At 67.0% G+C, this 22,470-nt stretch carries 22 protein-coding genes; 10 read left to right on the top strand and 12 right to left on the bottom strand.

Features of this window, described 5'->3' with window-relative positions; all coding sequences use genetic code 11:
• Positions 1–82: 82 nt before the first annotated feature.
• From VF643_RS04855 to VF643_RS04865, 3 genes are all read right to left on the bottom strand, one after another.
• Positions 83–556, bottom strand: coding sequence for an Hsp20 family protein (locus VF643_RS04855; RefSeq protein ID WP_331042242.1), 474 nt, complete (start codon positions 554–556; stop codon positions 83–85).
• A gap of 137 nt (positions 557–693) precedes the next feature.
• A complete protein-coding gene (mfd, locus tag VF643_RS04860; protein ID WP_331042243.1) occupies positions 694–4,152 on the bottom strand; it encodes a transcription-repair coupling factor in 3,459 nt (1,152 codons plus the stop codon).
• 114 nt (positions 4,153–4,266) lie between these two features.
• Positions 4,267–4,533, bottom strand: a complete 267-nt coding sequence (locus VF643_RS04865; protein WP_331042244.1) for a succinate dehydrogenase assembly factor 2 — start codon at positions 4,531–4,533, stop codon at positions 4,267–4,269.
• 73 nt (positions 4,534–4,606) lie between these two features.
• On the opposite strand from VF643_RS04865, the gene recG reads away from it, so the two are divergent.
• Complete coding sequence (gene recG / locus VF643_RS04870) at positions 4,607–6,658, top strand: ATP-dependent DNA helicase RecG (protein ID WP_331042245.1); 2,052 nt, start codon at positions 4,607–4,609, stop codon at positions 6,656–6,658.
• A gap of 5 nt (positions 6,659–6,663) precedes the next feature.
• Here recG and VF643_RS04875 read toward each other — a convergent pair whose 3' ends face one another.
• The 5 genes from VF643_RS04875 to serS form a co-directional block, all read right to left on the bottom strand.
• Positions 6,664–6,981 (bottom strand): PilZ domain-containing protein, encoded by a 318-nt coding sequence (locus VF643_RS04875; protein WP_331042246.1) that lies wholly within the window; start codon positions 6,979–6,981, stop codon positions 6,664–6,666.
• An 80-nt stretch (positions 6,982–7,061) separates the two neighbouring features.
• A complete protein-coding gene (gene tyrS / locus VF643_RS04880) occupies positions 7,062–8,285 on the bottom strand; it encodes a tyrosine--tRNA ligase (RefSeq protein ID WP_331042247.1) in 1,224 nt (407 codons plus the stop codon).
• Between the two features lie 169 nt (positions 8,286–8,454).
• Positions 8,455–9,603, bottom strand: a complete 1,149-nt coding sequence (locus tag VF643_RS04885) for a M23 family metallopeptidase (protein ID WP_331042248.1) — start codon at positions 9,601–9,603, stop codon at positions 8,455–8,457.
• Position 9,604: 1 nt separating this feature from the next.
• Complete coding sequence (surE, locus tag VF643_RS04890; protein WP_331042249.1) at positions 9,605–10,366, bottom strand: 5'/3'-nucleotidase SurE; 762 nt, start codon at positions 10,364–10,366, stop codon at positions 9,605–9,607.
• Entirely contained in the window at positions 10,366–11,646 is a 1,281-nt protein-coding gene (gene serS / locus VF643_RS04895; RefSeq protein WP_331042250.1) for a serine--tRNA ligase, read from the bottom strand. The genes surE and serS overlap by 1 nt, the downstream gene beginning before the upstream one ends.
• A 119-nt stretch (positions 11,647–11,765) precedes the next feature.
• On the opposite strand from serS, the gene VF643_RS04900 reads away from it, so the two are divergent.
• The 5 genes from VF643_RS04900 to VF643_RS04920 all read left to right on the top strand — a co-directional run bounded on the left by VF643_RS04900 (position 11,766) and on the right by VF643_RS04920 (position 14,666).
• A complete protein-coding gene (locus VF643_RS04900) occupies positions 11,766–12,275 on the top strand; it encodes a host attachment family protein (RefSeq protein WP_331042251.1) in 510 nt (169 codons plus the stop codon).
• 19 nt (positions 12,276–12,294) lie between these two features.
• Positions 12,295–12,672 carry a hypothetical protein gene (locus VF643_RS04905; protein WP_331042252.1) on the top strand — a complete coding sequence of 126 codons (378 nt, stop codon included), beginning with the start codon at positions 12,295–12,297 and terminating at the stop codon, positions 12,670–12,672.
• Positions 12,673–12,752: 80 nt separating this feature from the next.
• A complete protein-coding gene (locus VF643_RS04910) occupies positions 12,753–13,394 on the top strand; it encodes a hypothetical protein (protein WP_331042253.1) in 642 nt (213 codons plus the stop codon).
• Positions 13,395–13,686: 292 nt separating this feature from the next.
• A complete protein-coding gene (dksA, locus tag VF643_RS04915) occupies positions 13,687–14,145 on the top strand; it encodes an RNA polymerase-binding protein DksA (RefSeq protein WP_331042254.1) in 459 nt (152 codons plus the stop codon).
• A gap of 119 nt (positions 14,146–14,264) precedes the next feature.
• On the top strand, positions 14,265–14,666 hold the full coding sequence (locus VF643_RS04920) for a PilZ domain-containing protein (RefSeq protein ID WP_331042255.1): 402 nt from the start codon (positions 14,265–14,267) through the stop codon (positions 14,664–14,666).
• 41 nt (positions 14,667–14,707) lie between these two features.
• On the opposite strand, the gene VF643_RS04925 is transcribed toward VF643_RS04920, so the two are convergent.
• Positions 14,708–14,863, bottom strand: a complete 156-nt coding sequence (locus tag VF643_RS04925) for a DUF465 domain-containing protein (protein ID WP_331042256.1) — start codon at positions 14,861–14,863, stop codon at positions 14,708–14,710.
• A 218-nt stretch (positions 14,864–15,081) separates the two neighbouring features.
• On the opposite strand from VF643_RS04925, the gene VF643_RS04930 reads away from it, so the two are divergent.
• Together VF643_RS04930 and VF643_RS04935 are read left to right on the top strand one after the other, a co-directional pair.
• Positions 15,082–15,264 (top strand): YdcH family protein, encoded by a 183-nt coding sequence (locus VF643_RS04930; RefSeq protein WP_331042293.1) that lies wholly within the window; start codon positions 15,082–15,084, stop codon positions 15,262–15,264.
• A 70-nt stretch (positions 15,265–15,334) separates the two neighbouring features.
• Entirely contained in the window at positions 15,335–15,799 is a 465-nt protein-coding gene (locus VF643_RS04935; protein ID WP_331042257.1) for a DUF1465 family protein, read from the top strand.
• Positions 15,800–15,833: 34 nt separating this feature from the next.
• Here VF643_RS04935 and VF643_RS04940 read toward each other — a convergent pair whose 3' ends face one another.
• The 3 genes from VF643_RS04940 to VF643_RS04950 are packed head-to-tail and all read right to left on the bottom strand — an operon-like array spanning position 15,834 to position 18,011.
• The gene (locus VF643_RS04940; protein WP_331042258.1) at positions 15,834–16,811 is read right to left on the bottom strand and encodes a nitronate monooxygenase family protein; all 978 of its coding nucleotides are present in this window, start codon (positions 16,809–16,811) and stop codon (positions 15,834–15,836) included.
• Positions 16,812–16,846: 35 nt separating this feature from the next.
• On the bottom strand, positions 16,847–17,371 hold the full coding sequence (locus VF643_RS04945; RefSeq protein WP_331042259.1) for a gamma carbonic anhydrase family protein: 525 nt from the start codon (positions 17,369–17,371) through the stop codon (positions 16,847–16,849).
• A 10-nt stretch (positions 17,372–17,381) separates the two neighbouring features.
• A complete protein-coding gene (locus tag VF643_RS04950; protein WP_331042260.1) occupies positions 17,382–18,011 on the bottom strand; it encodes a TetR/AcrR family transcriptional regulator in 630 nt (209 codons plus the stop codon).
• A gap of 115 nt (positions 18,012–18,126) precedes the next feature.
• Here VF643_RS04950 and VF643_RS04955 point away from each other — a divergent pair, with 115 nt between their 5' ends.
• Together VF643_RS04955 and VF643_RS04960 are read left to right on the top strand one after the other, a co-directional pair.
• Positions 18,127–19,290 carry an efflux RND transporter periplasmic adaptor subunit gene (locus VF643_RS04955; protein WP_414713800.1) on the top strand — a complete coding sequence of 388 codons (1,164 nt, stop codon included), beginning with the start codon at positions 18,127–18,129 and terminating at the stop codon, positions 19,288–19,290.
• 3 nt (positions 19,291–19,293) lie between these two features.
• Positions 19,294–22,467 carry an efflux RND transporter permease subunit gene (locus VF643_RS04960; protein WP_331042262.1) on the top strand — a complete coding sequence of 1,058 codons (3,174 nt, stop codon included), beginning with the start codon at positions 19,294–19,296 and terminating at the stop codon, positions 22,465–22,467.
• Positions 22,468–22,470 lie beyond the last annotated feature (3 nt).

Below are 22,470 nucleotides of genomic sequence, written 5' to 3' on the forward strand. Positions count from 1 at the left end.
CCATAAAGCAAAAGCGCCCGGAACTTTCGATCCGGGCGCTCTCAAGCACCTTTCGGGGAGTCGGCGAAAGGCGCCGAGCTGGTTACGCGGCCTGCTGCTCTTCGCTGCCGGCCTTGCTCTCGACCGCGGCAAGCGGTGCGCCCGTCCGGATCGCGATCGTCTTGGGCTTCATCGCCTCGGGCACCTCGCGGACCAGGTCGATCACCAGCAGCCCGTCGTTCAGCCGCGCATCCTCGACGAACACGAAATCGGCGAGTTCGAAGCGGCGCTCGAAACTGCGGTTGGCGATGCCCAGATGCAGGAAGTTCGGGTTGGCGCCGTTTTCTTCCTTGCGCCCGGTGACGAGCAGCAGGTTCTGCTGTGCGGTGATGTCGATCTCGTCACGACCGAAACCGGCCACCGCCAGGGTGATGCGATAGCGGTCGTCGGCGACGCGTTCGAGATTGAAGGGGGGATAATTTTCGGCCGCCGCGCCACGTGCGTTGGTCTCCAGCATGTCGAACAGCCGGTCGAAGCCGATGGTGGAACGGCGATAGGGGGTAAGGTCGAGTCGCATGGATCAAATCCTCTGTCGAGCGATGTGAACATGTCGGCCGCCGCCTTGGCCGGCGGGGCCGCCGCGGCCCCTGAAGGCACCGCGTGGCCGATAGATGGGCAGCCATACCCGGTCTTCAATACCCGCATGACATTTTTTCACGCAGCGGCCTTGGCAAGTCCCTTCGACAGCTGGAGCGCGCCGTTCAGACGCGCCTTGGCGTCGCCCCAGGCGCGGGTGACGACCAGCTTGCCGTCGGGGCGCAGCTTGGCGATGTCCTTCAGCCGGTCGACATAGGCGAGCAGGCCGTCGATATTGGGCGGGCGATTGTCGTGGAAGGCGACGAGCACGCCCTTCTGTCCGACGTCGATCTTGCTGACGCAGGCCTTGCGCGCGTTCAGCTTGATCTCGATGACCCGGATCAGATTGTCGGTGGCGTCGGGCAGCGGGCCGAAACGGTCGATCATCTCGGCGGCGAACGCCTCGATATCGCGGCTCTCCTCCAGTTCGTTGAGGCGGCGGTAGAGGCCCATGCGCAGGTCGAGATCGGGGACGTACTCCTCGGGGATCAGGATCGGCGCGTCGACGGTAATCTGTGGGCTGAAATCCTCTCGGCGTTTGGCCGCGAGCCCGCCGGCCTTGGCATCGAGGATCGCCTCCTCCAGCATCGACTGATAGAGTTCGAAGCCGACCTCCTTGATATGTCCCGATTGCTCGTCGCCGAGCAGATTGCCCGCGCCGCGGATATCGAGATCGTGGCTGGCGAGTTGAAACCCGGCACCCAGCGAATCGAGATCGGAGAGCACCTTCAGCCGCTTGGTCGCGGCTTCAGTCATCTGCCGTTCGGGGGGTGTCACCATATAGCTGTAGGCGCGCGTCTTCGATCGCCCGACACGGCCGCGCAGCTGATAGAGCTGGGCGAGGCCGAAGCGGTCGGCGCGGTTGACGATCATGGTGTTGGCCGAGGCGATGTCGATGCCGCTCTCGATGATCGTGGTCGATACCAGCACCTCGAACTTGCGGTCGTAGAAGGCGCTCATCCGTTCCTCGACCTCGGTCGGCGCCATCTGCCCGTGCGCGACGACGTAGCGGATCTCGGGCACCTCGCGGGTCAGGAATTCCTCGACGTCGGGCAGATCGGCGACGCGCGGCGTGACGAAGAAGCTCTGGCCGCCGCGATAATGTTCGCGCAGCAAAGCCTCGCGCAGCACCACCGGATCCCAGGGCATGACATAGGTGCGTACCGCGAGGCGATCGATCGGCGGGGTCTGGATCACCGACAGTTCGCGGATGCCGCTCATCGCCATCTGCAGCGTGCGCGGGATCGGCGTGGCGGTGAGCGTCAGAACGTGGACGTCGGCGCGCAGCGATTTCAATCGTTCCTTGTGGGTGACGCCGAAGCGCTGCTCCTCGTCGACGATCACCAGGCCCAGCCGCTTGAAATCGACCGATTTGGCGAGCAGCGCATGGGTGCCGATCACCACGTCGATCGTGCCCGCCGCCAGGCCCTCCTTGGTCGCCTTGGCTTCCGCTGCGCTGACCAGGCGCGACAGCCGCCCCATCTGCATCGGAAAGCCTTCGAAACGCGCGGTGAAATTGTTGTAATGCTGGCGCGCGAGCAACGTCGTCGGGCAGACGATCGCGACCTGCTTGCCCGCCATCGCCGCGACGAAGGCGGCGCGGAGTGCGACCTCGGTCTTGCCGAAGCCGACATCGCCGACGATCAGCCGGTCCATCGGCTTGCCCGCGCCCAGATCGCCGAGCACGTCGTTGATCGCGCGATCCTGGTCATCGGTTTCCTCGTAGGGAAAGCGATCGACGAAGCTGGGATAGCCGCTGGCGTCCGGCTCCATGACGTCGCCGGCGTGGAGCGCGCGCTCGGCCGCGGTGGCGATCAGGTCGCCCGCGATCTCGCGGATACGCTCCTTCATCTTCGACTTGCGCCGCTGCCACGCCTCGCCGCCGAGCCGGTCGAGCGCCGCGCCTTCCTCGCCCGATCCATAGCGCGAGAGGACGTCGATATTCTCGACCGGCACGTACAATTTGTCGCCACCGGCATAGCTGAGCGCGACGCAATCGTGCGGACTCTTGCCGACGGGGATCGAGGTCAGCCCCTCGTAGCGGCCGATGCCGTGGTCCGAATGGACGACCAGATCGCCGGGCGAGAGCGTCGCGAGTTCGGCCAGGAAGGCGTCGGCGGATTTCTTGCGCTTGTTGCGGCGGACCAGCCGGTCGCCGAGCATGTCCTGCTCGCTCAGCACCGCGACGCCGGGCGCGGTGAAGCCGTGGTCGAGCGGCAGCACGACCAGCGACACGCCTGATGCAGCGCCGCCGAGCGCCTCCTGCCAGGTCTCGGCGGTGCGCGCGCCCGTCAGTCCGTGATCCTTGAGCAACCCGCCGAGCCGCTCGCGCGCGCCGATCGAATAGCTGGCGAGCACGGGCTTGCGGCCCTGTTTGCGCAGGGTGGCGATGTGATCGACCACCGCCTCATAGACGTTGGCGCCGCCCGAGCGCTCCGGCCCGAAATCGCGCGGGCCGTCCACGCCGAAGTCGAGCACGGTCGCGCTTTCGGGCTCGTGGAAGGCGGTGGTGACATGGGCGCCCGCGACCGCGCTCTCCCATTCCTTCGCGTCCAGATACAGCGCCCTGGCGGGGAGCGGGCGGTAGCTGCCGGGCTGCGCGGCCTCGGCGCGCTTGCGGTTCTCGTAATAATCGGCGATCGCCTCGAACCGGCCCTCCGCCCCCGCCGCGACGCCGGCGTCGCGGACGATCACGGTCCCATCCTTCTCGGCACCCAGATGGTCGAACAGCGTGGCGAGCTTGTCCTCGAACAGCGGCAGCCAATGTTCCATGCCCGCCTGGCGCCGGCCTTCCGACACCGCCTGATAGAGCGGGTCGCCAGTCGCGGTCGCGCCGAATGCCTCGCGGTAGCGGCTGCGGAAGCGCTTGATCGATTCGGCGTCGAGCAAGGCCTCCGACGCGGGCAGCAGGACGAAGCCGTCGAGCCGTCCGGTGGTGCGCTGGTCGGCGGGGTCGAAGGTGCGGACGCTTTCCACCTCGTCGCCGAAGAAATCGAGCCGCAACGCCTGTTCCTCGCCGCTCGGGAACAGATCGACCAGCCCGCCGCGCACCGCATATTCGCCCTGATCGTGGACGGTATCGGTGCGCACATAGCCGTTCGCCTGGAGCAACTGCGCCAGGCTGTCGCGGTCGATCCGCTCGCCGGGCGCCAGATGCGCGACGAGCTGGCGGATACGGAACGGCGTCAGCACCCGCTGCGTCGCGGCATTGGCGGTGGCGAGGACGAGCTGCGGCTTCGTGCGCCTGGCCTGCAAGCGATAGAGCGCGGCCACCCGCTCGGCCATGACGCGCAGGGTCGGCGAGGCGCGATCATAGGGCAGGCAGTCCCAGGCGGGGAATTGCACCACCTCGACGTCGGGCGCGAAGAACGCGACCGTCGATGCGATCGCGCGCATCTGCGCCTCGTCCGGCGCCAGGAACACCGCGCGCCCCGCCGCGCGCGTCAGATCGCCGAGCAGCGACGGCTGGAACCCGGTCGGCACGCCGGCCAGCGTCAGCGCGCGCTTGGCGCTCAGGATCGTCTTAAGGTCGGGCATAAAATCCTGAACTACGTCGCCCCGGCGAAGGCCGGGGTCCATCGTCGTACATTCCAAGCGGCCGCTATGTGCAGACAGCAATAGACCCCGGCCTTCGCCGGGGCGACGATGGGGCTACCGAGAAACCGGCACGAAATCCAGCTTGCGCATGGCGTGCATCATCGCGCCGTCCCATTCGGGCGGGCAGGGCTGCGCGCCGATCGCCCAGGCCATGATGTCGACGTCCTGTTCCTCCAGCAGCGCCTCGAACCACGCGATCTGCGCCTGATCCCACGATTCGCAATGCGTGTCGCAGAAGCCGCCGATCATCAGGTCGGCCTCTCGCGTGCCGCGGTGCGAGGCGCGGAAGCGCAGGCGTTTGAGGCGCGTGTCGTGATCCATGCCGAACTCCATGACGAAAGCCCGGCGGGCGCTGGCAGCGCGCGCCGGGTACGGTATAGCGCCACAGATAGCCATGCGCCCCGATATCCTCAATCCGCTGTTCGCCGACGTCACCGCCCTGAAGGGCATTGGCGCCGCGCTCGCCAAGCCGCTGGAGCGACTCGGGCTTCGCCGCGTCGTCGATGTGGCATTCCATCTGCCGACCGGGTGGATCGACCGGGTGCCGCGCGACGAACTGATGGCCAGCGATGCGGGCCGGGTGATCGCGATCACGCTGACCCCGCGCGAATATCGTACGAGCAGCGGGCGCGGACCGACGCGGGTGCAGGCCACCGATGCCGAGGGCAATTACGTCAGCCTGGTCTATTTCGGCGGCAATTCGGGCTGGGCGAAGAAGCTCCTCCCCATCGGCGAGCCGCGGCGCGTGTCTGGACGGCTCGATACCTATGGCCAGGAATTGCAGATCGTCCACCCCGATCTCGGCGAGCCGGAGGAGGAGTTCCGCGAGCGCGAGGCGATCTATGCGCTGTCCGAGGGGCTTACCTCGCGCCGGATGGGTGCGCTCGCCGCACAGGCGATCGAGCGTGCGCCAGTGTTGCCCGAGTGGATCGATTCGGGGCTGAAGGCGACGCGCGGCTGGCCGGACTGGCGCGAGGCGCTGGCGCGGGTCCATGCCGATCCGGCCGACACGGTCGCGCGCGCGCGATTGGGCTATGACGAGGTCTTCGCCAACCAGCTCGCGATGACCCTGGTCCGCCAGTCGACGCGGGCACGCCGGACGCGCGCGCTGGCCGGCGACGGCCGGCTGCGCGATGCGCTGAAGCTGCCCTATGCGCTCACCGGCGCGCAGGCGCGGACGGTGCGCGAGATCGAGGGCGACCTGGCGCAATCGGCGCCGATGCTGCGGCTGCTCCAGGGCGATGTGGGTTCGGGCAAGACGCTCGTCGCGGCGATGGCGCTGCTGATCGCGGTCGAGGCGGGCGGGCAGGGGGCGATGCTGGCGCCGACCGAGATCCTGGCGCGGCAGCATTATGACACACTGCGCAAACTGTTGAGCGGACTGCCGGTTGAGGTTGCCGTACTCACCGGGCGCGACAAGGGACGCGTGCGCGAATCGACGCTGATGGCGCTGGCCGCCGGGGAGATCGACATTCTGGTCGGCACGCATGCGGTGTTCCAGGAGGCGGTGACCTATCGCGACCTAGCGCTGGTGGTGGTGGACGAACAGCACCGGTTCGGCGTCGCCGAGCGGATGATGCTCCAGGCCAAGGGGGTCCGCCCGCCGCACCTGCTGGCGATGACGGCAACGCCCATCCCGCGCACGCTGACGCTGGCGCAATATGGCGAGATGGACGTCAGCCGCCTCGACGAAATGCCCCCCGGTCGCGAGCCGATCGAGACGCTGGTGATGGCCGAGGACAAGCTCGACGCAGTCGTGGATGCGCTGGGGCGGCATATCTCCGATGGCGGGCAGGCGTATTGGGTGTGTCCGCTGGTCGAGGAGAGCGAGAAATCCGATCTCGCCGCCGCGGAAATGCGCGCCGAGACGCTGCGGCGCCGCTTCGGTGAGCGCGTCGGCCTGGTCCATGGGCGGATGAAGCCGGCGGAGAAGGACGCGGTGATGGCGGACTTTTCGGCGAACCGGGTCGCGATCCTCGTCGCGACGACGGTGATCGAGGTCGGGGTGGACGTGCCCAATGCGACGCTGATCGTGATCGAACATGCCGACCGCTTCGGGCTGGCGCAGCTTCACCAGTTGCGCGGGCGGGTGGGACGGGGCGGCGGCAAGTCGCGGTGCCTGCTGCTGCGCGGCGCCGCACTCAGCGAGACGTCGCGGGCGCGGCTGGCGCTGATGCGCGAGAGCAACGACGGCTTCCACATCGCCGAGGAGGATCTGCGGCTGCGCGGCGGCGGCGAGATGCTGGGGACGCGGCAATCGGGAGAGGCGGCGTTCCGGCTGGTGCCGCCCGATCAACTCGCCGACCTGCTGCAATGTGCGCAGGACGACGCGCGGCTGCTCGTGGATCGCGACGGCGGGCTGGAAGGACCGCGGGGGCAGGCGGCACGAACCGCCCTCTATCTTTTCGATCGCGATGCCGGGGTGCAGTTGCTGCGTTCCGGCTGATCGGGTCAGCCCGGGGGCATCACCTGCAGCAGCGCGTGATAGTCGGACAAGCCGATCGGCTGGTGCAATCGGCACCCGATCCGGCCGCCGAGCGACCAGCGTACCTCGGCCGCGATCCGGCCCAGCCGCGGCAGTACGATCACGATGATATCACCGATCGCATGCTCCTCCTCGCAACGTGCCATGAAGCCGCCGGGGGAGAAATCCACCAGCATGGCCGGGCGTTCGACCCCGTCGGACCCGATGAGCCGCATGCGATAGAGAACGGGAACGCGCGGTTCGCTACGCGCTTCGATTGCAACGTGTCGGCCAGCGATCGTCATGTCGCGTTGTTCCCCCGGACGGTGGCGGCACCGTCCGCCACCAGCCATAGGAAATCACGCGTGCACAAGGCGTTAACGCGTCAGCCGGCGATCACCAGTCCGTGCAGCTTCTTGCCCGCCGACACCCGCATGTCGCCCTGTACGGCGATCGAATAGCCCTCGTCGGAAATCTTTTCGCCGTTCACCCGCGCGCCGCCGCCTGCGATCAATCGCCTCGCCTCGCCCTTCGATTTGGCGAATCCCAGGCCGATCAGCGCATCGACGATGCCGATCGTCGGACCGCTGACCGCGAACGTGGGAAGCGCATCGCCCGATCCACCCTCCTCGAAGGTTCGGCGTGCGGTTTCTGCCGCCTGTTCGGCAGCGGCCATACCCCGGCACATCGCCGTCGCCTCGTTGGCCAGCACGATCTTGGCGGCGTTGATCTCGGCACCCTGCAAAGCCTCCAGCCGGGCGATCTCGTCCACCGTCACATCGGTGAACAGCCGCAGGAAGCGCCCGACGTCGCGGTCGTCGGTGTTGCGCCAGAATTGCCAATAGTCGAAGTGCGGCAGCTGATCCTCGTGCAGCCACACCGCGCCCGCCATCGTCTTGCCCATCTTGGTGCCATCGGCGGTGGTAATGAGCGGGGTGGTGACGCCGAACACCTCGGTGCCGTCCATCCGTCGTGCCAGTTCGATGCCGTTGACTATGTTGCCCCACTGATCCGAACCGCCCATCTGGAGCCGGCACCCGGCGCGGCGCGACAGTTCGAGGAAGTCGTAGGCCTGGAGGATCATGTAATTGAATTCGAGGAAGCTGAGCGATTGTTCGCGATCGAGCCTGAGCTTGACCGAATCGAAGCCCAGCATGCGATTGACCGAAAAGTGCTGGCCGACATCGCGCAGGAACGGGATATATTCGAGCGCGTCCAGCCACTCTGCATTGTCGAGCATCACCGCGTCGGCAGGGCCGTCGCCGAAGGTCAGGAAGCGTTCGAAGATGCGCTTGATCGAGGCGACGTTTGCCTGGATGCCATCCTCGGCCAACAGCTTGCGGGCTTCATCCTTGAAGCTGGGATCGCCGATCTTGCCGGTGCCGCCGCCCATCAGCACGATCGGCTTGTGCCCAGTCTGCTGGAGCCGCCGGAGCAGCATGATCTGAACCAGGCTGCCAACATGTAGCGATGGCGCGGTGGGATCGAAGCCGATATATCCGGGCACGACCTGACGCGCGGCGAGGGCGTCGAGCGCCGCCGCGTCGGTCATCTGATGGATGTACCCGCGCCCGGCGAGGACGCGAAGGAGGTCGGACTGGTGGGTCATGGGCGGCGGTTAGCAAGTGGAGGGGCGGGCGTCACCATGCACGAGGCTTTTCCACCCCGGCGCAGGCCGGGGCCAAGTTGCGACACATGAGGTGGCGGGCGCGGCACCTCGTCACATCAGCCTTTCCGACTGCGCCCCGGCCTGCGCCGGGGCGGTTGGTAGATTTGGTCTAGCTACTGGGCAATCGGTCGAGCGGGTCGACGGGAGTCCTCCCCCTGCGCAATTCGAAATGCAGCTGTGGCCGCTCGACCGCTCCGGTGTGGCCCGACAGGGCGATCGTCTGTCCGCGCCGCACGCTTTGTCCGCGCCGCACGAGAAGGCGGGCAGCATGGCCATAGACGCTGCTCCAGCCGTCGCCGTGCTTCACGATGACGAGCCCACCCAGCGCCGGGACACCTTCGCCGACATAGGCGACGACACCGTCCGCAGCGGCCCTGATCGGAGTTTTCAGCGGCACCGCTATGTTGATGCCGTCGCTGCGCTCGCCCCTGGCGTCAGCCGCGAAGCGCTTCACGACGCGGCCCTCTACCGGCCAGAGGAACCCACCCGAAAGCCGCTTCGGGGTAACGATCGGCGCGTTTGCCACGATCGCTCGGCCGGCAGTTCGCGCAGGCGGCTTCGGCGCTGAACGGGCGACCTGCGCGGGTTGTGCGCCGGTGACCAGATCTTCGACGTCCAGGGTGAAGGCGGCGGCGCGCTCGGCGGCGCGGCTCTTGCCGGTCGCAGCACCGGGGATCGCCAGCCGCTGACCGACTCTTAGCACATAGGGTTCGCTGAAGGCATTGGCGGCGACGATCCGCGACCATTCGATGCCATACGCACGCGCAATCGCGATGCCCGTCTGCCCGGCGCGGACGAAATGATAGCGGCCGCCGGGGATTTTCAGGCGCTGGCCGATCCGTACCGCATAGGACGGAGGCAGCGCATTGGCGCGCGCGATCGCCTCCGCTGACGCGCCGGTGCGGTCGGCGATGCGGTTCAGCGTGTCGCCGGGCGCGACGACATAGCGGCCTTCCGCGACGGTACGCGCATCGGGCGGGACCGGCCGCGCTTCCCAGGAGGGCGGTGGGGAGGATAACGCAACGACAGGCGCGCGCGGTGCCGCGCGATCCGCGCGTTTCTCCGTCGCGGTCGAAGGTCGATCGGCCGCGACATCGGAATGGTCGCGCGATGTCTTGGTGACTGTGCCCGAAGCTGCATCTCGCCCGCGTTGCTGCGGCTGTGCGAGAGGCGGGGCCGCCGCCACGACGGTCGGGATCCATGCGAAGAGCGCGGGCACCGCCAGCATTGCGCCGCTCCACGGGCCGGTTCCGCGCATCTCAGGCCTCTCCGCTGAACGCCTGCGTGAGCATCGCCATCGAGGCGTCGTGGGTCAGGTCGAGATGAAGCGGGGTGATCGCGATATGATCGTCCGCCGCGGCGTGCAGATCGGTGCCCGCGACGGGCACATGATCTATGCTTCCCATCGCCAGCCAGTAATAGGCATTGCCGCGCGGATCGTCCCGCCGATCCATCCGTACCCGCCCGTAATCGCGCAGGCCCTGACGGACGATCCGAACCCCGGACACGTCGCGCGGGGGAAAGTTGACGTTCACCAGCGTGCGTGGTGCCAAGGGCGCGTCGATCAGCGGGCGCAGGATGCGTTCGCCCCATGTTTCGGCGACATCGAAGGTCATCGCCGCGCCTTCGCCTGCCGCGTAGCGCTGGCTGAGCGCGATCGCACGGATGCCGGCGAGCGCGCCCTCCGCCGCCGCCGAGACGGTGCCCGAATACAGCACGTCCTCGGCCAGGTTCGCGCCGCGATTGACGCCCGAAAGGATGAGGTCGGGCTTGTGATCGACCATCAACTCACCCAGCGCCATCATCACCGCGTCGGTCGGCGTACCCGTGACGGCAAAGCGCCGATCGCCATGACGGCGGACGCGCAGCGGGCGGGTGAGCGTCAACGACCGCCCGGTGCCCGACTGATCTTCGGCAGGCGCCACTATCCAGACGTCGTCGGAGAAGCGCGCGGCGAGGCGTTCAAGCACCTGAAGCCCGCGCGCGTGATAGCCGTCGTCGTTGGTCAGCAGGATACGCATCAGCGCGGCTCCAGCCGTTCCTGGCCGCCGAGATACGGCCGCAGCACGTCCGGCACGGCGACGGAGCCGTCCGCCTGCTGATAATTCTCGACCACCGCCACCAACGTCCGCCCGACCGCCAGGCCGGAACCGTTGAGCGTGTGCACGAAGCGGGTCGTCTTCTCGCCTGCGGGGCGATAGCGGGCGTTCATCCGCCGTGCCTGAAAATCGCCGCAGGTCGAGCAGCTTGAGATTTCGCGATATTGGGCCTGGCCGGGCAGCCATACCTCCAGGTCGAAAGTGCGCCGCGCGGTGAAGCCCATGTCGCCCGTGCACAGCAGCATGCGTCGATAGGGAAGGCCGAGTGCTTCGAGCATGCTCTCGGCCTGAAGCGTCATCCGCTCGTGCTCGGCGTCGGACGCCTCGGGTGGGACGATCGACACCATCTCGACCTTGTCGAACTGGTGCTGGCGGATGAAGCCGCGCGTGTCGCGCCCCGCCGCACCTGCTTCGGAGCGGAAGCAGGGCGTCAGCGCGGCGAAGCGCAGCGGCAATTCGTCCTCCCCCAGGATGGATTCACGCACGATGTTGGTCAGCGAGACTTCGGCGGTGGGGATCAGCCAGCGTCCGTCGGTGGTGCGGAACAGGTCTTCGGCGAATTTCGGCAATTGGCCGGTGCCGAACACCGCCTCGTCGCGCACCAGCAGCGGCGGCTGGACCAGTTCGTACCCTCCCGCTTCGCTGGTCAGGCGATCGAGCATGAACTGGCCGAGCGCGCGCGCCAGCCGCGCCATCGACCCGCGCAGGAGCGTGAAGCGCGCGCCCGCCATCGCCACGCCGGTCTCGAAATCCAGGCCAAGTGGCGGGCCGATCACATCATGATCGCGCGCGGTGAAGGCGAAGGCGGGCAGGTCGCCGCGCGTATGGACGATCGCATTGCCGCTTTCGTCACTACCCTCCGGCACATCGGCCGCCGGCAGATTGGGCAGTGCCGCCAGCAGGGCATCGAGGTCGGCGGTCAGCCGGGCTTCCTCGGCTTCGAGGGCGGGCAGGATCGTCTTGAGCGCGGCGACTTCGCTCATCAAGGCCTGCGCCCGCGCCTCGTCCCTGGCGGCCTTGGCTTGGCCGATCTCCTTGGACAAAGCGTTGCGGCGGGTCTGCGCCTCCTGCGCACGCGCGATCGTGGTACGGCGCGTCTCGTCGAGCGCCACCAGCGATGCGGCCGAAGGCGCCGCCCCACGGCGTGCGAGCGCTATGTCGAAGGCGGCAGGATCGTCGCGGATCGGGCGGATGTCGTGCATCGCCGGGCTATGGCGGCGGCGTTGGGCCTGCGCAACCCTGCCGCCCCGGCTTCATCAGGCAACCCTATCCGCCGATGCGGCGTTCAGGCCCGGACAGGATTTCCATGAGGAGAGTGACCATGCAGGTTCCCCATAACACCTATGTACTGGTAGCCGATGGCCGCAAGATGCTGTTCCTGCGCAACGAGGGCGACGCCGTGGCACTCGATCTGAAGGTTGAGGAAGCGCAGGAGCATCCGAACCCGCGGGACATCGACCAGAAGACCGATCAGGCCGGCCGCGCGTCATCGACCCGCAGTGGCGCGGGTGCGCCCGCGGTGGCGCAAAACGGGTCGAACCACGCGCGGGGCGGTGGTGCGCAGTTCGCGCCAGCTGGCGGCACGATGGGCGAGGCGGACTATCACCAGCTGGAGGAGGATCGCTTCGCGGGCGAGGTCGCCGATCTGCTCAAGCGCCGGGCGCTGGCCAACGAATTCGAATCGCTCATCATCATCGCGCCGCCGCGGACCCTCGGCGAGCTGCGTAAACATTATCACAAGGAAGTGTCGGATCGCTTGAAGGGCGAGATCGGCAAGGATCTCACCGGTCACCCGATCCCCGACATTGAAGCCGCCCTGCTCAAGGCCTGATACGAAAGCGGGCTCGCGCGTGATCGCGCGAGCCCGCGTCAGGCCGCCTGGTCTTGGGAATCAGGCGGCGGACATCGTGAAGCGGCGGCGCGCGAAGAGCGCGGCGGCGGCGGCGCCAAACAGCAGCATCATGGGTGGTGCAGGCACCGGGGCTGGCGGGCCACCGCTGGAGCCGGTGCTGCCGCTCGACGAACCCGAAGACGATCCGCTGCTGGAGGACGAAGACGAGGTTGAGGACGAACTGCTGGTGCTGCCCGAGGACGATCCTCCCGTGCTGGAGGATGTGGCGCCCGATGAACCGTTCGAACCCGAACTGCTGCTCGATCCGTTCGACGACCAGCCGCCCGACGAGCCCCAGCCACCGCTCGACGACCAACCCTGGCTGCTCGATCCGTAGCTGCTGGAGCCCGATGAGCCGGTCGAGGTGGAATAGCCGCCCGTGCTGCCGGGGTTCTTGCCGCCTCCGCCGCCGCCGTTTTGATTCTGGTTCTGATTGCCGTTTTGATTCTGATTTTGATTTTGATTCTGGTTTTGATTCTGGTTCTGGTTCTGGTTTTGAGAGTTGGAATTGGTGTTGGTGTTGGTGTTGGTGTTGCGGTTGTCGATGCTGACGACGCTGCCGCCCCCGCCACCGCCGACGCCGCCGCCGAGACCGCCACCAAAGCCGAACCCGCCGCCTCCGAACCCACCGGTGCCGCCGATCACCACGGGCAGGCCACCACCGCCGCCACTGACGAAGCCTTCGCCGCGCGGCATGGGGACGGGCACCGCCTGGCTCGCAACCGTCACCACCGAGGGCGCGCATTTGGTCGTCGTGGTCGTCACGACCCGGCGAACGAGCCGGGTCGTGCCGGTCTGCGCAACCTGTCTGCGGACGACGCGCTTGAAGAGCGTGCGCTGGGCGACCTGCTTGCTGTAGCCGACGCGCTTGGGGCTTTCGGCGACGTGGACCGCGCCTCCGCCGATCACCGCACCGCCGCACGCACATGCGCACAATTTCGCCAAGGCCATCCGCACCGACATCGCGTCACTTTCTCTCCGCTGCCGCATGTCGCGACAGATCCGGGTCCAAGCCACCCGAAGGCCGCTAAGCGATCAAAGTGCCCAACAAAGGCTTAAGTGCAACCGCGTTAACCACGATACTCAGGCGTCCACGCGCCGTTTATCGCAGGGGCATCTGCCCGACGCGCTTAACGTGTCGTTCTGGCACAGGAATCCGCGACCCCCCGGCATTTCCGACGGCCGTCCCTTGATCCCGATTGCTGCGCCGCACTGCAACAATCATGCGCGAGGAAAGAATAATCATTCTTTCGCGGTCGCTTGTGGAGGGCAGCGCGCACGACTATAGGCGCGGTCATCATCGGGGGTGAGGCCGGCGATGCAGGGCGGCGCCGGTCGAGGGGAGAGTGGCATGGCGACCGTGTTCAATCGCGTAGACGACAGGTTCAATCAGCAGGCTGCGAACGACGCCGATGGGTACCGACCGTCTGCGGACGAGCCGTTCATGAGCCTCAGGCAGCAGGCGTATTTCCGATCCAAGCTGATCCAGTGGAAGGACACCATCCTTCGCGAGGCGCTGGGTACCTTGTCGCAGCTCCAGGTGGAATCGCTGCGCGAGGCGGACCTTACCGATCGCGCGTCCAGCGAGACGGACTGGTCCATCGAACTGCGCACCCGTGACCGCCAGCGCAAGCTGGTCGCCAAGATCGATGCCGCCCTGCGCCGCATCGACGAAGGCGAATATGGCTATTGCGACGTGACCGGGGAACCGATCAGCCTGGCCCGGCTGGAGGCGCGACCGATCGCGACGATGACAATCGAGGCGCAGGAGCGCCACGAGCGCAACGAGCGGGTTTCGCGCGACGATTGACCCGTGCCTTGGCGCCGCACGGCGCGTACGGGTTAACACTTTGGCGAGCCTTTGTGCCTAGAATATCTGCTCCAAGGAGCGCGCGGCGGGCGTGCGCTCCGGGCGCACAGGGTCGATCAATGGACAGGATCAATCGCGATCGACCGGCGTCGGACGTGGGAGTCGGTCCGACCGGGGACGGCGCCGTCGGTGCCCAGCCGCGCAAGCGCGACAGCCTGTTCCTGCTCGCGCAGATCCGTATAGACGATTCAGACCGCTGGGCCGATGTGCGGGTACGCAATCTGTCCCCGGGGGGACTCATGGCCGAACTCGAAAAGCCGTTGGCGGTCGGAACGGTCGTGGAACTCGAATTGCGCGGGATCGGCGCGGTGACCGGCCGGATAGCGTGGCACACGGAGGGACGCGCCGGCATCGCGTTCGAAGATGCGATCGACCCCCTCAAAGCGCGCAAGCCGGTGGGCACGGGCAAAGGTGATCCGCCTTATGCCAAGGCATTTAGCCCAGGACGCCCACGCCTATAGCCGGCCGTCCGCTGCCTCCGGCAGACAGACGGCCTGCCCGATCAGCCGCCTGCGAGTTCCTCCTTCAACTTCAACTTCTGCTTCTTGAGCGTGGCGATCAGCTGCGCATTTGGCATCGGACGATGCGTTTCTTCGGCGATTCGCTGGTCGAGACCGGCGTGCTTGGTTTCCAGGGCTGCGTGGTGGGACGTCTGCATAGCGTGATCGGCTCCTGCATTCGGTTTGAGGTGCGCGATTGAACCACCAGACGGGTCAAAAGTCTCTCTCCAAATTGCATCATGCGACGATCGGCGCTCTGGCGGCGACGGTCCGGTTCTCTCTTCGGTTTTCCCCTCGTTCTGACGCCCGAATTTGCTAAGGGGTTTGCTGGGCAGTCGGGGAGACGCAGGTGGACGGATCGGGCGATACGGCGGCGATGGCGCTGCGGCTCGACATCCTGCGCACCGAACACCGCGATCTGGACGTCGCCATCGGCGCCTTGGCGGAAGGCCCGGTGACGGACCAGCTGCAATTCGCCCGGCTCAAGAAGCGCAAGCTCCGGCTGCGCGACGAGATCGCGATGCTGGAGGACCAATTGATCCCGGATATCATCGCCTGATGCCGATTGCGGGACAATTGTCTCCGCATGGATGCTGGCGAGCGACGCGGGGATGTGTCAGCACGACGTCATGGGTGGGCACGAACACGAATCGCGGATGCAGCGGCGGCTGATCGACTCGCTCTATGTCGAGGCGATGCTGCTCGCCGACGAAGCCAGGGCCTATTTCGACGAAGCCGGTCGCGCCGAGCGCGAGGCCCTCGATCCATTCGTCCGCGTCACCTATTCGTGCGAATCGCTCAAGGTCACGACGCGGCTGATGCATATCATCGCCTGGCTTCTAACCCAGCGCGCGGTGTTGGCCGGAGAATTGCGCGCTCGCGATGCGCTCGATCCATCGCGTCGGCTTGGCGCCGCGCCGGTAACCGATGTACCGGTCCTGGCGACATTGCCGGATCGCGCGCAGGCGCTGATTGCCGCGAGTACCGATCTCCACCGTCGTATCGAACGTATGGATGTCGCACAGGAGCAGCCGGCCGATACCGTGTTGAGTCCGGCACGCTCAATCCAACAGCGGCTTGCCCTGGCATTTTAGCAAACCGGCGCAAGCCTCGCGCGGTGATGTGGTCTCAGTTCCCCAGCAACCGCGCGCGTGCCCGCGCATATTCGCCTTCCATGCGCTCGACCCGGGCCGCGACGGATTCCACCGCGACTACTGCACCGATGCCCTGTCCCGAACCCCAGATATCCTTCCACGCCTTCGGCTTGCTGCTGCCGGCTTCGCCGTTGGCGCCGCCGCCGAAGTTCATCGTCTTCAGGTCGCCTTCGGGCAGGTTATCGGGGTCCATGCCGGCGCGCTCGATCGAGGCGCGCAGGTAATTGCCGTGCACCCCGGTGAACAGGTTCGAATAGACGATGTCGGCCGCTTTGCCGTCGACGATGCCCTTCTTGTAGGCGGCGTCGGCATTGGCTTCCTCTGTGGCGATGAAGGGGGAGCCGATGTAAGCGAAATCCGCGCCCATCGCCTGTGCCGCCAGAACCGCGTCGCCGGTCGCGATCGAACCCGACAGGGCCAGCGGTCCTTCGAACCACTGGCGGATTTCCTGGATCAGCGCAAAGGGTGACAGCCGCCCCGCATGCCCGCCGGCCCCCGCCGCCACCGCGATCAGACCGTCGGCGCCCTTTTCCACCGCCTTGCGCGCAAAGCGATCGTCGATGACGTCGTGAAGGGTGATTCCACCCCAGCCGTGCACCGCAGTGTTCAAATCCTCACGCGCGCCGAGCGAGGTGATGACGATCGGCACCTGCCACTTGGCACACACGCCCATATCGTGTTCCAGGCGGTCGTTCGATTTGTGGACGATCTGATTGACCGCGAAAGGCGCCGCCGGCCGATCCGGATGCGCGCGATTGTGCGAGGCCAGTTCCTCGGTGATGCGGTGGAGCCATTCATCCAGCAGCGCTGCCGGGCGGGCGTTGAGCGCCGGAAACGACCCGACGATGCCCGCCTTGCATTGCGCAATCACCAATTCGGGACCGGAAATGATGAAAAGCGGCGACCCGATTACAGGAAGCCGCAAGGACGAGAGGATGGCGGGTACGGTCATCTGCGTTTCATAGCGCAACCCAAGAGCCTGTCCAGCTAGTCGATCCGCCGCAGCCCGGCCGCGCACGCGCGTGCCTTGACGACGTAATGCGCCGCCGATGCCTTGAGCATCGCGAGCGCGTGTGCGTCGAGCTGGCGGACGGCGCGCGCCGGGCTGCCGACGATCAGGCTGCCGGCGGGGAAGGTCTTGCCCTCGGTCACCAGCGCGCCTGCGCCGACGATGCAATCCTCCGCGATGACCGCGCGGTTCAGGATCACCGCGCCCATGCCGATCAGCGCGCGATCGCCGATCGTACAACCGTGGAGGATGGCGTGGTGTCCGATCGTAACGTCCTCGCCCACGCTCAATGGTGCGCCCGGATCGGAATGGAGCATGGCGCCTTCCTGCACGTTGGTGCGCGCGCCGATCGTGATCGCGGTGTTGTCGGCGCGGATCACCGCGCCGAACCAGATATTGGCGTCCTCCCCCAGGATGACGTCGGCGATCACGTCGGCGCTGGGGGCGATCCAGACGCCGGGGTGGAGGGTCGGGCGTTGCCCGGCGAGTTCGTACATTGGCATGGGTGACGGTCTATCCCGCGCCCTGCGCCGCCGCCAGCGCCTCGATCTCGCGCGCCGCGATCAGGCGCAGCGGCGCGGCGTGGCCGCGCTGGCCGGGATCGGAGGCGGCGCGGTGGCACAGACCGACGACCAGGATCATGATGACCTCCGCCACTTCGCGGCGGCGCGCGTGCGTCGCCTCGCCCGGCGCGAACACCGCGAGCGCCGCTGTCAGCGTCGCCAGGAAGCGTTCGTCGAGCGCGCCGACGATCTCGGCGATGCGCGGGTTGCGCGCCGCCTCCGCCATGATCTCGGGCATCAGTTTCTCGCACGGGCAGGGCGCGAAAAGACCCTCGATCGCGGCCATGACGGTGGCCCGGTCACCCTCCTCGATTGCGATCCGCAGCGAATCGTCGTCGATGAAGGTCGCGAAATCGGCCTCGACGATCGCCGCGACGATCGATTCCTTGGACGGAAAATCGCGGTAGATCTGGCCGACCTTCACCGCGGACGCCGCCGCGATTTCCGCCATGCCGGTGTTGTGGAAGCCCTTGCACGCGAACAGCTTTCGCGCCGCATCGGTCACCTTCAGGCGGCGCACCTCGGCGCGCTCGGGCAGGAGCGGGGGGGCGCAAGGCGCGATCTGGGCGGGGGCATGCATAGCTATTCTCTCTCCCGGGCCGGTTGACGCCTTCGCATCACCGGGCCTAAGGGCGCAATATGTGAATGACCACTCACATCAAAGAACAAACGACATGATCGGGATCGACGCGGCGATGAGAAGCAGCAATCTGGGCCTGGCCGCCGCACTTCTGGCGGCATCGTCGCTCGCCGCCTGCGGCAAGCCCGCGCAGCCGGCGCCGCCGCCGACGCCGCGGGTCGGCTATGTGACGGTGGCCGAAAAGGCCGTGACGCTGACCAGCGAATTGCCGGGCCGCACCGCTGCGTACGAGACCTCCGAGGTGCGTCCGCAGGTCAATGGGCTGATCCTCTCGCGCCTGTTCGAGGAGGGCAATCAGGTCCGCGCCGGCCAGCCGCTGTATCGGATCGATCCGCAACCGTATCAGGCCCAGGTGGCGAGCGCGCGGGCGGCACTGATCCGCGCGCAATCGTCGATCGCCTCGTCGCAGGCGCTGGCGCGCCGCTATGGCGAACTGGTCAGGATCAACGCCATCGCGCGGCAGGATTTCGAGAATGCACAGACCGCCGCGGCGCAGGCGCAGGCCGATGTGACCGCCCAGCGCGCGGCGCTCCGGACCGCGCAGATCGACCTGGCGCGCACCACGGTGAGCGCACCCATATCGGGCCGCATCGGCACATCGGTCTATACCACCGGCGCGCTCGTCACCGCGGCGCAGGCCAATCCGCTTACCACCATTCAGCGGCTGGACCCGATCTTCGTCGATCTCACTCAGTCCAGCGCCGATCTGTTGCGGCTTCGTCAGCAGATGCTGGCCGGCGACGTATCGCGCAGCGGTGGCGACGCGCGGGTGCGGCTGAAACTGGAGGATGGCTCGACCTATCCGATCGAGGGTAAGTTGAAGTTCGCCGCGGTCACCGTGGATGCGACCACGGGCACCCAGACGATCCGCGCGGTCTTCGCCAATCCGCAAGGCCTGCTGCTGCCCGGCATGTTCGTGCGCGCCGAGCTGGTCGAGGGCACGCAGCGTTCGGCCATCGCGGTTCCCCAGCGCGCCGTCAGCCGCGACGAGCGTGGCCGCGCCACGGTGCTGGTCATCGGCAAGGATTCGAAGGCCGAGCCGCGCGTCCTCACCACATCTCGAACCGCCGGCGCGGATTGGCTCGTGACGGCGGGGTTGAGGCCCGGCGACAGGGTGATCGTCGCGGGTGCGCAGATGCTGCGTCCGGGCACCGTCGTCGCAGGGTATCCGTGGTCGGAGAACGCACGTCCCGCCGCCGCCCCGGCGCAGGGCCGGTAAGTCATGGCCCGTTATTTCATCGACCGCCCGATCTTTGCCTATGTCCTTGCCATCATGGCGATGCTGGCCGGGATGATCGCCATCCAGTCGCTGCCGATCGCCCAGTTTCCTGCCATCGCGCCGCCCGCGGTCGCGATCACCGCCACCTATCCCGGCGCCGACGCGGCGACGCTGGAGAACACGACGACCCAGATCATCGAACAGCAGATGAAGGGGATCGACCGCCTCCGCTATTTCTCCAGTTCGTCCAGTTCGGCCGGTCAGGTCACGATCACGCTGACCTTCGAACAGGGCACCGATCCCGACATCGCGCAGGTCCAGGTCCAGAACAAGCTCCAGGCCGCGACCCCGTTGTTGCCGCAGGAGGTCCAGCAACAGGGTATCCAGGTCGCCAAGGCGTCCGCCAACTTCCTGCTGATCGTCGGCCTGTATTCCGAAGACGGTTCGCACGACGGCGCCGATCTATCGGACTACATCGTCTCGAAAATTCAGGATCCGCTGAGCCGCGTGCCCGGCGTCGGCAATATCCAGTTGTTCGGCGCGTCCTATGCCATGCGCATCTGGCTCGATCCGGTGAAGCTGAACGCCTTTCAGCTGACCGTCGACGACGTCACCGCCGCGGTGCGCGCGCAGAACGCGCAGGTATCGGCGGGGCAGATCGGTGCGCAGCCCTCCCCCGATACACAGATGCTCAACGCAACGGTGTCGGTCCAGTCGCGGCTCCAGACCGCCGAGCAATTCGCCGCGATTCGGCTGAAGGGTGGAACGAGCGGCGCAGTCGTTCGGCTTGGCGATGTGGCACGGGTGGCGATCGGGGCGGAGACTTACGGCTTCGAATCGAAATACAACGGCCATCCCGCCAGCGGCCTGGCCTTGTACCTGGCGCCGGGAGAGAACGCGCTGACCACGGTCACCGCGGCCAAGGCGCGCGTCGAGCAGATCGCCAAGCAGCTGCCCGCCGACGTGAAGGTCGTCTATCCCTATGACACCAGCCCGTTCGTGCGGCTGTCCGTCAAGCAGGTCATCGAGACGCTTATCGAAGCGGTGGTGCTCGTCTTCCTCGTGATGTTCCTCTTCCTCCAGAACTGGCGCGCCACGCTGATCCCGACAATCGCGGTGCCGGTGGTGCTCCTCGGCACGTTCGCGGTGCTCGCGGTCGCGGGCTATTCGATCAACACGCTGACGCTATTCGGGCTGGTGCTGGCCATCGGCCTGCTGGTCGATGACGCCATCGTCGTGGTCGAGAACGTCGAGCGGCTGATCGCCGAAGAAGGGCTGTCACCCAAGGAGGCCGCCAGGCGATCCATGGACGAGATCACCGGCGCCCTTGTCGGCATCGCGGCGGTGCTGTCGGCGGTGTTCGTGCCGATGGCGTTTTTCGGCGGATCGACTGGCGTCATCTATCGCCAGTTCTCGATCACGATCGTGTCCGCGATGATCCTGTCCGTCGCAGTCGCGGTGGTGCTGACGCCTGCCTTGTGCGCGACGATCCTGAAGCCCCACGACGCGCAGAAGCCGGAAGGGAGGGGGCCGCTCGCGCGGTTCTTCCGCTGGTTCAACGATCGTTTCGATCGTGGGCGGGTGAAGTATGAACGCGGGGTGCGCAGCACCGCGCGCCACTGGAAGCGATCCGGCATCATCTATCTGCTGATCGTAGTCGGGATGACCGTCATGTTCTGGCGGTTGCCGTCGGGGTTCCTCCCCGACGAGGATCAGGGCTATCTGGTCACGTTGGTCCAGGGTCCGGCCGGATCGACCAGCGCGCGCACCGAAAAGGGGCTGGAGGTCGTCCGCCAGCACTTCCTGAAGGATGAAAAGGCCAACGTCCGCGGCGTGTTCACCGTCAACGGCTTCAGCTTCGCAGGCCAGGGACAGAATAGCGGCCTGGCCTTCGTCCTCCTGAACGATTGGGAAAAGCGTTCGGGCGGCGCCAACACCGCGCAGGCGATCGCGGGCCGTGCGATGGGCGCCTTCTCGCGCTTCGGCGATGCGCTGATCTTTGCGGTCGTGCCGCCGGCGGTTTCCGAACTGGGCAATGCCACGGGCTTCGATCTGCAGCTGGTCGATGAAGGCGGCATCGGCCATGCCGCGCTGCTCGCCGCACGCAATCAGATGCTGGGCATGGCCGCGGCCGACAAACGCGTGGCGCAAGTCAGGCCCAACGTGCTGGAGGATGCGCCCCAGCTGAATGTCCACGTCGATCAGGACAAGGCGCGCGCGCTGGGCCTGGACCTGGCGCAGATCAACAGCACGGTCGCGACCGCGTGGGGCGGAGGCTATGTCAACGACTTCGTCGATCGCGGGCGGGTCAAGCGGGTGTACGTCCAGCTGGATGCACCGTTCCGCTCCAAGCCCGAGGATTTCGGCAAGCTGTTCGTGCGCGGCCAGAGCGGCACGATGGCGCCCTTCACGGCTTTTTCCACGCTCGATTGGTCCAACGCCCCCGTGCAGCTGACCCGCTTCAACGGCCAGCCGGCGATGCAGCTGCTCGGCGTCCCCGGACCCGGCTATTCCTCGGGCGATGCACTGAATGCGATGCAGGAGATGCAGGCCAAGCTGCCGCCGGGCACCGCGCTGGAATGGACTGGCTTGTCCTTTGAGGAGAAGCTGTCGGGCGGTCAGGCGCCGGTGCTCTATGGGCTTGCCCTGCTGATGGTGTTCCTGTGCCTGGCCGCGCTGTATGAAAGCTGGTCCGTGCCGGTGTCGGTGCTGCTGGTGGTGCCGCTGGGCATCTTCGGTGCGCTGCTGGCCGCGGCGATCACCGGGCTGAACAACGACATCTACCTCCAGGTGGGGCTCATCACGACGATTGGCGTGTCCGCCAAGAACGCGATCCTGATCGTGGAATTCGCCGAGGAACGGATGCGCGAGGGGATGAATGCGTTCGACGCGGTGGTCGAGGCGGCCAAGCTGCGGCTGCGGCCGATCCTGATGACCAGCCTGGCGTTCATCTTCGGCGTGTTGCCGCTTGCGCTGTCGAGCGGGGCGGGTGCGGGCGGGCAGAATGCGATCGGCCGCGCGGTAGTCGGGGGCATGTTGTCGGCGACGGTGCTGGCGATCTTCTTCGTGCCGATGTTCTTCGTGGTCGTGCTGCGGCTGTTCGGTCAGGATTCGGGCAGGATCGCAGATGACGGCGACACCGCAACGAAGCCCGGCCCAGCGCCGCAGGAAGCATAGATC

Origin of the sequence: Sphingomonas sp. (assembly GCF_036387595.1) — a bacterium.
In the GTDB taxonomy this organism is placed as follows: Bacteria; Pseudomonadota; Alphaproteobacteria; order Sphingomonadales; family Sphingomonadaceae; genus Sphingomonas.